The organism is Plantactinospora alkalitolerans (assembly GCF_015690345.1).
Classification (GTDB): domain Bacteria; phylum Actinomycetota; class Actinomycetes; order Mycobacteriales; family Micromonosporaceae; genus Plantactinospora; species Plantactinospora alkalitolerans.
In genome coordinates, this window is sequence record NZ_JADPUN010000349.1 from 1 (window position 1) to 8872 (window position 8872).

7 protein-coding genes are annotated in these 8872 nt (G+C 72.8%); 2 read left to right on the plus strand and 5 right to left on the minus strand.

Annotated elements, in window-relative coordinates:
- Positions 1-34 precede the first annotated feature (34 nt).
- On the plus strand, positions 35-2605 hold the full coding sequence (locus I0C86_RS37050; protein WP_196205979.1) for an ATP-binding protein: 2571 nt from the start codon (positions 35-37) through the stop codon (positions 2603-2605).
- Between the two features lie 110 nt (positions 2606-2715).
- Here the strand turns inward: I0C86_RS37050 and I0C86_RS37055 are convergent, their stop codons facing one another.
- The 5 genes from I0C86_RS37055 to bioB all read right to left on the minus strand — a co-directional run bounded on the left by I0C86_RS37055 (position 2716) and on the right by bioB (position 7634).
- Entirely contained in the window at positions 2716-4032 is a 1317-nt protein-coding gene (locus tag I0C86_RS37055) for a hypothetical protein (RefSeq protein WP_196205980.1), read from the minus strand.
- The gene (locus I0C86_RS37060) at positions 4029-4541 is read right to left on the minus strand and encodes a SigE family RNA polymerase sigma factor (RefSeq protein WP_196205981.1); all 513 of its coding nucleotides are present in this window, start codon (positions 4539-4541) and stop codon (positions 4029-4031) included. The genes I0C86_RS37055 and I0C86_RS37060 overlap by 4 nt, the downstream gene beginning before the upstream one ends.
- Before the next feature lie 187 nt (positions 4542-4728).
- Positions 4729-6225: a cellulose binding domain-containing protein gene (locus tag I0C86_RS37065; protein WP_230395429.1), complete on the minus strand. Its 1497-nt coding sequence runs from the start codon at positions 6223-6225 to the stop codon at positions 4729-4731.
- A 106-nt stretch (positions 6226-6331) separates the two neighbouring features.
- The gene (gene bsaP / locus I0C86_RS37070) at positions 6332-6580 is read right to left on the minus strand and encodes a biotin synthase auxiliary protein BsaP (RefSeq protein WP_196205982.1); all 249 of its coding nucleotides are present in this window, start codon (positions 6578-6580) and stop codon (positions 6332-6334) included.
- Between the two features lie 58 nt (positions 6581-6638).
- The gene (gene bioB / locus I0C86_RS37075; protein WP_196205983.1) at positions 6639-7634 is read right to left on the minus strand and encodes a biotin synthase BioB; all 996 of its coding nucleotides are present in this window, start codon (positions 7632-7634) and stop codon (positions 6639-6641) included.
- A gap of 371 nt (positions 7635-8005) precedes the next feature.
- Here bioB and I0C86_RS37080 point away from each other — a divergent pair.
- On the plus strand, positions 8006-8872 hold an 867-nt coding region (locus I0C86_RS37080; RefSeq protein ID WP_196205984.1), incomplete at its 3' end, for an aminotransferase class I/II-fold pyridoxal phosphate-dependent enzyme.

Sequence of the window (8872 nt, forward strand, 5' to 3'; positions counted from 1 at the left end):
GCGTCCACGGGGTCGGGGACCTCTGGTGGGGGGCGTGTCCTTGAACCAGGATCGACGTGACGAATTCGGAGTTCTACTTCGGACCCTTCGGCGAGACGGCGGTCTGACCCAGGAGGATCTCGCCGAACGGTCCGGCTCCAGCGTGCGCAGCATCCGGGAGATGGAGCGGGGGCGGGTCCGATCGCCGCAGCGGCGTACCGCCGCACTCCTCGCGGACGCGCTCGCCCTCGACGGGACCGAGCGCGCACGCTTCCTCGACCTGGCCCGTACCGTCAGGTATCCGTCGACCCATCTGGCCGGCGGGGCCACGGTGCCCGCTCCCGAGCCGCCCGCCGGAGTCGGCGTACCCGCAGCCGGGGAGCCGTCCGGGCCGGACGCGGTCGTACCCGGGGAGCAGCCTGCCACGGTCCGGCCCAGCGAGTTGCCGGCCGCCGTGCCGGACCTGACCGGCCGGTCCGGAGAACTGGCCACCCTACGGGCGATGACCTCGGACATCGTCGCCGGCCGCACCGACACCACCGCGCTGGTGGTGCTCCACGGTCCGCCGGGAATCGGCAAGACCAGCCTCACCGTGGCGGCGGGACACCGCCTGAGTGCGAGTTTCGTCGACGGCCAGCTCTTCGTCGACCTGAGCAGCGCGACCGCGACTTCCGTCGGCCCGGAAACCGCCGCGGTCGCACCGGACCGTGCTGCTACGACGGGGCCCGGTCGGCTGGATCCCGCCGACGCGTTGGCCGCGCTGCTGCGTTCCCTCGGCCTGCCCGACAGCCGGGTGCCGGTGTCGCTGGCCGAGCGCAGCGGCCTGTTCCGCACCCTGACCAGGGATCGTCGCCTGCTGGTGGTGCTGGACAATGCGACCGACGAGGCCCAGGTGCGTCCGCTGCTGCCGTCCGGGCGCCACTGTCTCGTCCTGGTCACCAGCCGGCGACCGCTGACCGGGTTGGCCGGCGCCGTACGGGTGGCGCTCGGCGTACTGGATCCCGCCGAAGGCCGGCAACTGCTCACGTCGATCGTCGGTACCGACCGGGTGGCCGCCGGACCCGCCGCCGCCGACCAGCTCGTCCGGCTCTGCGGCCGGCTGCCGTTGGCCATCCGGATCGCCGGCAACCGGCTGGCCACCCGACCAGGGTGGACGGTGTCGCATCTCGTCGCCCAGCTGAGGGACCAGCGGCGTCGGCTGACCGTACTGACCGCGGGCGACCTCGGCGTCCGGTCGGCGTTCGAGGTCTCCTACCGCCAACTCGACCCCGCCACGGCGGCGGCGTTCCGGCGGGCGTCGCTGATCCCCGGCGCCGACTTCGACGCCGGACTGGTCGCGGCCGCCGCCGGAAGCGACGAGGAGTCGGCGACCGAGGCCGCCGAGGACCTGGTCGACGCCGGCCTGCTGCTGTCGCTCGGCGACCGTTACCGATTCCACGACCTGGTCCGGCTCTACGCGTACGAGCGGCTGGCCGGTGACGAGACTCCGGAGCAGCGGGCCGTGGCGCACGACCGGATGGTGAGCTGGCTGCTGCGCCGGACCGAGCAGGCCGGCGCCATGTTCGATCCGGGCGCCGGCAGGTCGACCGACCGGATGCCGGCGACGCGGACGGGCTCGCCGTTCGAGGACCATCGTGCGGCGGGCGGCTGGCTGGACCGCGAGTCCGGCAACTGGGCGGCGGCACTGCGCGACGCCGCCCGGCAGGGTTGGCACGCCGACGTCGTACGGGTGGGCCGGGCGTTGCACTGGTACTCCGACGCGACCAGCCACCGCCACTCGTGGGACGAGATCTTCTCGCTCGGCGTGACCGCGGCCCGCGCGCTCGGCAGCGTCCGGGACGAGGCGGTGCTGCTCAACTTCCTCGGCTGGGCGCGGTACTACTGCCGGGACCGGAACTCCGACGGGCTGGCGGCCCTGGAACGCGCGCTGGAGTTGGCCCGGCGGATCGGCGACCGGCGGGAGGAGGCGTGGGCGCTGACGTACTCGGCCTCGATCTTCGTCCGCTCCGGCCGTGCCGTGTTCGCCGTCGACTCCTCCCGACAGGCGGTCGCGCTGTTCCGGCAGGTCGGGTACGAACTCGGCGAAGCCTGCGCCGCCAACGTGCAGGGTACGGCGCTGGGCGCACTCGGCCGGTACGCGGAAGCGGCGGAGCTGCACCGTGACGTGCTGGAGTTCTACCGCCGGGGGAGCGGGTTGAGCAGCACCGGCGCGATGATCGCCCAGGCCGCCACGATGATGTGCCTCGGTTCGGACCTGGCCGGCGAGCAGATCTGGTCCGAGGCGGCCGGCGAGTACGCCCGGGCGCGGGCGCTGTTCCGGCAGTGTGCCGCGACGTTCGGCGAGGCCAGCGCCGCCTACTGGCACGGGGTGGCGCTCCGGGCACTGGGCGACGTCGAGGCCGCCGCCGAACAGTTGCGGCAGGCGTTGGCGCTGTTCGTCGCCGTGCCGAGTCCGTGGTGGGAGGCACGGACCCTGCACGTGCTCGCGGCGCTGGCCGACGGGGATCCGGTCAGGGTGGCGGAGGCGCGGCTGCTGCGGCGCCGGGCGCTGGACCGGTGCGGCGAGTTGGACGCCCCCGAGGCGCACAGCCTGCGGGCGACCCTGCTGCGCGAACTCGCCGACTAGCTGTCCTGCCCCCACCGATGCGGGCGGCCCGGCCGGCGGGCCGCCCGCCGGTGCCCGTCCCCGAGGAAGTCGGTACGGGCGCCGGCGGGCGGTGGAATCCGGCTCTCAGCTCACCGGCAGCGCCAGACCACCGCCTGCGGCTCGCCCTTGGCGTCCTCGCTCTGACCGGTGACCGTTCGCCCGTCGTCACTGATCATCCAGCCGGTGTTGCCCGGCGCGGACTTGTGAGCGTGCAGCGGTGGCAGCACCAGCGGACCGGCATCGGTGAGCAGACCGGCCCGGTCGCCGATGAATCCCACCATCCAGCCCTGCGCGTTGCCGTTCTGCGGCCAGAACGAGCTGCGGGGCACCTCGACGAACCGGCCGGTCGGCAGGTGCAGCCGGACTGCCGTGCTGACCTCCTCGCCGGTTCCGCCGTTGCCCGAGCCGCCCCGGATCGCGATCCCGGTCACCCAGCCGTTGCGGATCGACTGCGGCCGGAAGGAGTCAGCGGGAGCGCCGTCCACGAGCGGGGTCGGCAGCCGTTGTGCCGTTCCGTCCGGCCGCCAGAGGTATCCGAACTGGTGGCGGCCCTCCCGATCGATCAGGACCCCGATCACCGTGCCGGCCTCGTCGATGTCCACCGCCTCGCCCCACGAGCCGTCGCCGGGGAGCGGAAGGTCGACGGCCGCGGTCGACGGCCCAGGCCAGATGACCGGCTGATTGCGCTCGCCCTCCCGGTACCCGACGATCTGGTTCGCCTCGTTGATCGCCAGTGCCTCGCCCGCCGTCGCGCCCGGCAGCTTCTTGACCTTCCCATTCCGGTATATGTAGGGGACCGGGCCCTTCTCCGTCCAGCCGTGGCCGACGGCCACGCCGGACGTGGTGACGTCCGTCAGGTTCTGGTCGTCGCCGGGCAGGTTGACCCGACGGGGCTTGCCGTTGTCCCAGATCAGCATGGGATAGGTGCCCCGGTGGCCGGTCGGGTACGACCGGCCGAGGACGAACCTGCCGGTCGGGTCCGCACCGGTGACCAGGCTCATCGGGTCGCCGCCCGGAATGGACAGCCGGTGCACCGTGCACCGGGTCGGCGGGGTCGACGCCGGCACCGGTGCCGTCTGGGTGGGACCGGCCGTCGGCGTCGCCGCGACCTTCGGGTCGGCGGTCGCGTCCGGGTCCGCCGTCGCCGTGGGACCGGCCGTCGCCGCGGCCGTGCGGTCCCCCGACAGGGCCGGGCGGATCACCTGAAGCGACACCGGTACGGCGGCCACCGCGGCCACCGCGAGTACGGCCGCGCCGCTCGCGCCAGTCAACCGGCGGGTACGCCTGCGGCGCCGCGCCTCGGTCACCGCCCTGGCGAGATCGACCCGACCCGGGCGTTCCGGTTCGTCGTCAAGCCGGCGCAGCATCGTGATCATGTCTTCGTCGTCGTTCCGCACGTCTTTCATCGACCTTTCCCGACCTCCGCGTACTCCTGATCGCCCAGCAGCCGCCGTAGCGTCTTCAGCCCGTGCGAGGTTTGGCTCTTGACCGTCCCGGTGGAGCAGCCGAGGATCTCGGCGACCTCGTTCACCGGTAGGTCGTACAGGTAACGCAGCACCAGGACGGCCCGCTGCCGGGACGGGACCTGGGCGAGAGCGTTCCGCAACACCGTGCGCTCCTCCATGCCCTGGTCGACCGTGTGCCGCACGTCCGGCGCGGTGCCGAACAGCAGCACCCGCCACCAGCCCTTGCGCTGACCGTCCAGGAAGGTCCGCACCACGATCGCTCGTACGTAGGCCTCCAGATGGGTGGCGCGGGCCGCCTTCGACCAGTTCAGGAAGAGCTTGGTGACCGCCTCCTGAACCACGTCGTCGGCCTGGTCGTCGTCGCCGCACAGCGAGTACGCCAGCCGGCGCAGGCTCGGAAGCCGTGCCGTCACGTACTCGAGGTATTCCGCTTCGGGCTCGTCCCGCATTCGCCAAACCTCCGTTGGGATCCCACCTACAGACGGGAACCACTCCGGATCGGTTGTACGGCAGCGGCCTCGGATTCGGCGGCCGTGTTCTCGGGTCCCACGACGATCGGGCCCCGCCGCTTGTGGCGACAGGGCCCGATCGGGGCAGAGCCGGTCCGGCTCGTGGCGGCCCGGTTCCAGGGGCGGATCAGCTACAGGCCGCGCCGTTCAGGGTGAAGGGTGCGGGCGTGACCGGCGTACCGCTGGCGGTGAAGCCCAGGTTGACCGAGCCACCGGCCGGGATCACCGCGTTGTGCGCCTCGTTGGTGACCGTCACCCTGGCGCCGGTCTGCTGGAACTGCCCGTGCCAGTGGCCCTGGACGGACTGTCCGCCCGGGAAGGACCAGCCCAGCGACCAGCCACTGACCGCTGATCCGCTGTTCTGCACCGTGACGCTCGCCGCGAAACCACCACTCCACGAGTCGGTGACCAGATAGGACACCCGGCAGGTGGCGGACGCGGCGCCGGTCACCGGAACGATGTCGCCGAAGTCGTCCCGGGCGGTGGCGAAGTCCTGGAAGCCGAGGCCCGCGCCGCCGGACCGGGTGACGGTGCCGGCCGCCAGCACCGTACCGTCGGGCTTGACCGCGTAGACCGGCCCGCCGCTGTCGCCGCTGCGCGCCGCCTCCTCGCCGTCGAGCTGGGTGGCCTCGACGAGGTCCTCCCGGTCCTCGTAGTGGAAGTCGACCCGGAAGTTGCAGACCGGTCGGGCGATCTCCCCGGCGGTGGTCGAGCCGGACTGGCAGAGGAACTGGCCGGGGAAGACCTCGGTCCAGCCGGTAACCCGGACCCGGACCTCGTCGTGCGACCCGCCGGTGTAGACGTCACCACCGGCGGTGGGCGTCGAGATCAGCATCGTGTCGTGGTCCTGGTTCTTGTGCGTGGCGGGCCCGATCGGCGTACCGGTGCCGTCCCGCCACTGTTCACCGACCTCGCTGCAGTGGCCGGCGGTGAGCAGGTAGTTGGCCCCGGAACCGGTGTCCCGGACCCCGAAACCCGAGGTACAGCCGAAGGTGGCCCAGATCCTGGCTCCGCCGTTCCACGGAGCGGCGTCGTCCTCCCGGGAACGCGGGACCATCGGCTGCCGCGCCACCACGGTGGTCCGTACGCCGGTGGCCGGCAGCTTCGGGAGCGTGGCGTTCGGCGTACCCGTGACGGCGATCTCCAGGCCGCTACCGTCGGTCCGCAGCTTCACCCCGTGTGCGGCGTCCTTCGGGTTCGCCCGGACGACCGGGTCGACCCTGGCGGCGGCCGCCTTCAACTCGACCTGTGAGTACGTCGCGGCGGCCACCTCGACCGGCGCGGTCCGGCGGGCACTCGCCACCGCCGTGGCTATCCGGGCCGGAAGCGCACCCTTCCACCACAGGGTCACGTGGTCGTCCACCAGGCCGATGCCGGCGTAACCGGTGGAGCTTCCGGTTTCGATGGCGGTCCGGACGATGCTCGCGGCGTCGATCAGGGGGATCTGGGCGGTCATCCGGTCAGCGGTGCCGGCCGGCAGCAGGTCGAGGACCGAGGTGCCCGCGTCGGCCACCCGGAGCGGTTGCAGGGGTGCGGTCTGGGCGGTGGCTCCGGGTAGGGGGCCGACCAGCGCGGCGGCGCCGATGAGCCACCGGCCAGGACGGTGCGAGCGACGGCTTTCCATGTTCGGGTCATGCCGAAAAGTCAAACAATGCCGAACAGCGGTAAACAGGAAGGAAGCCCGGCAGGACCGCTCCTGCCGGGCCTCCTGCCGGGCCTGCGGCGGGTCGTCAGCCTTGCGTCGTGCCGTGCGTGCCGTGCGTACGGTCTGTGCCGTGCGTGCCTTGCGTGCCGTGCTCGACGCAGGTCGCCGACCAGCCCGAGGGCAGCACCTGTACCTTCATCCGCCGCCGACAGCGAGGGCAGAACCGGGGCGGTTCCAGCTCCCGGGCCACCTGGCAGGCCGGATGGCCGCCGCCGTCGACCGGCTCGCCACAGCGGTCACACCACAGTCCGGTCGGGCTCGTCGCGTTCGTCATGCTCCGGGCGGTCCCGTCAACTCGTCGTCGTCCACCGCGTCGCCGTCGTCGCGGTGGTCTACAGCGTCGCGGAGAGGGCCTTGACCGGCATCTTCAGCTCGTCGAGCAGGGCCAGGTCCTCGTTCGCCGGACGACCGAGGGTGGTCAGGTAGTTGCCGACGATGACCGCGTTGATCCCGCCGAGCAGGCCGTCCCGGGTACCGAGGTCACCGAGGGTGATCTCGCGGCCACCGGCGTACCGGAGGATGGTCCGGGGCATCGCGAGCCGGAAGGCGGCGATGGCGCGCAACGCATCACGCGGCTTGACCACCGGCTGGTCGCCCATCGGGGTGCCCGGCCGGGGGTTGAGGAAGTTCAGCGGTACCTCGTGCGGGTCCAGGTCGGCGAGCTGTGCGGCGAACTCGGCCCGCTGCTCGATCGTCTCGCCGAGGCCGAGGATGCCGCCACAGCACACCTCCATGCCGGATTCGCGGACCATCTTCAGCGTCTCCCAGCGCTCCTCCCAGGAGTGCGTGGTGACCACGTTCGGGAAGTACGACCGGCAGGTTTCCAGGTTGTGGTTGTAACGGTGCACACCCATCTCGACCAGTTCGTCGACCTGGGCCTGACTCAGCATTCCGAGCGAGGCGGCGACCTGGATGTCCACCTCGGCCCGGATCGCGGCCACACCCTCGCGCATCTGCTTCATCAGCCGGTCGTCCGGGCCCCGGACGGCGGCCACGATGCAGAACTCGGTGGCGCCGGTGGCGGCGGTCTGCCGGGCCGCCTCGACCAGCGACGGGATGTCCAGCCAGACCGAGCGGACCGGCGAGGCGAAGAGTCCGGACTGGGAACAGAAGTGACAATCCTCCGGGCAACCGCCGGTCTTCAGCGAGACGATCCCCTCGACCTCGACCTCCGGGCCGCACCAGCGCATCCGTACCTCGTGGGCGAGCTGGAGGACCGCGGGAAGCTGCTCGTCGGGCAGGCGCAACACGGCGAGCACGCCGGCCTCGTCGAGACCGACACCGCCGTCGAGGACCTGGGTACGTGCCCGGTCGAGGATCTCTGGCATGGGTCGTACCCTACAAGGCGGACGGCGCGTCGATACGGGCTGACCCGGCTCACCTGGCCGGCTGGCCCGCCCACCGACAGGCTGGCCGCCCGCCACCGGCCCGGCGGCCGGGCCGGCCCGGCGACGGGTGGTATTTTCGCCGGTCGGGGCCGTTGTGCGGACGGCGCGTACGCCTCCGTCGGCAGCGTGGCGTGGTGCCGGCAGCGTGGCGTGGTGCGGCAGTGCGGCGTGGTGCGGCAGTGCGGCCGTGGTCGGCACAGTGCCGGCAGCGGATCGTGGTCGACGCCGGGCGGAGGTCCCGCCGGGCGGGCAGGCGATCGTGTGTGCGGCTCGCCCGGAAACACGGACGCGGACCAACGTGGGGAGTGACGGTGCCGAGCTGGCTGGAGGTTCTGGACCGACGGGCCCGGCTGCGCGCGAAAGCCGGCCTCAGCCGTCGGTTGCGACCGAGGGGCGCGGGCGACGATCTGCTCGACCTCGCCGGCAACGACTACCTGGGGTTGTCCCGGCACCCCGAGGTGACGGCCGCCGCGGCCGAGGCGTTGACCGGATACGGCCTGGGCGCGACCGGCTCCCGACTGGTACGCGGCTCGACCGAACCGCACCACGCCCTGGAGGCGGCGCTCGCCGACTGGCTGGGCGCAGGACGGGCGCTGGTCTTCTCCTCCGGCTACCTGGCCAACCTCGGTGCGGTACGCGCCCTGGTCCAGCCCCGGACCCTGCTGGTCGCCGACGCGCACAATCACGCCTCGCTGATCGACGGCTGTCGGCTGTCCGGCGCGGAGACGGTGGTCACGCCGCACCTCGACGTCGCCGCCGTCGAGGCGGCCCTGGCCGCGGCGCCGGGCCGACCGGCGGTGGTGGTAACCGAATCCGTCTTCTCGGTGGACGGCGACCTCGCGCCGCTGGCCGAGCTGCACGCGGTGGCCCACCGGTACGGCGCGCTGCTGATCGTTGACGACGCACACGCACTGGGGGTGCTCGGCCCGGACGGAGCCGGCGCGGTCGCCGCCGCCGGGCTGTCCGGCGCCTCCGACGTGGTGGTGACCGCGACCCTGTCCAAGGCGCTCGGCGGAGCCGGTGGCGTGGTGGCCGGACCGGCCGAGCTGACCAGGCATCTGATCGACACCAGCCGGACCTTCATCTACGACACCGCGCTTCCTCCTGCGGTGGCTGCGGGGGTGCTCGCCGCGACCCGGCTGGCCCGGACCGGAGCGGGGCTGCGGGCCGACCTGGCC

Coding starts and splice junctions, on each gene's coding strand:
- bioB (WP_196205983.1), bottom strand. CDS start 7,634: ATGCCAGAGATCCTCGACCGGGCACGTACCCAGGTCCTCGACGGCGGT.
- I0C86_RS37065 (WP_230395429.1), bottom strand. CDS start 6,225: ATGGAAAGCCGTCGCTCGCACCGTCCTGGCCGGTGGCTCATCGGCGCC.
- I0C86_RS37055 (WP_196205980.1), bottom strand. CDS start 4,032: ATGAAAGACGTGCGGAACGACGACGAAGACATGATCACGATGCTGCGC.
- bsaP (WP_196205982.1), bottom strand. CDS start 6,580: ATGACGAACGCGACGAGCCCGACCGGACTGTGGTGTGACCGCTGTGGC.
- I0C86_RS37060 (WP_196205981.1), bottom strand. CDS start 4,541: ATGCGGGACGAGCCCGAAGCGGAATACCTCGAGTACGTGACGGCACGG.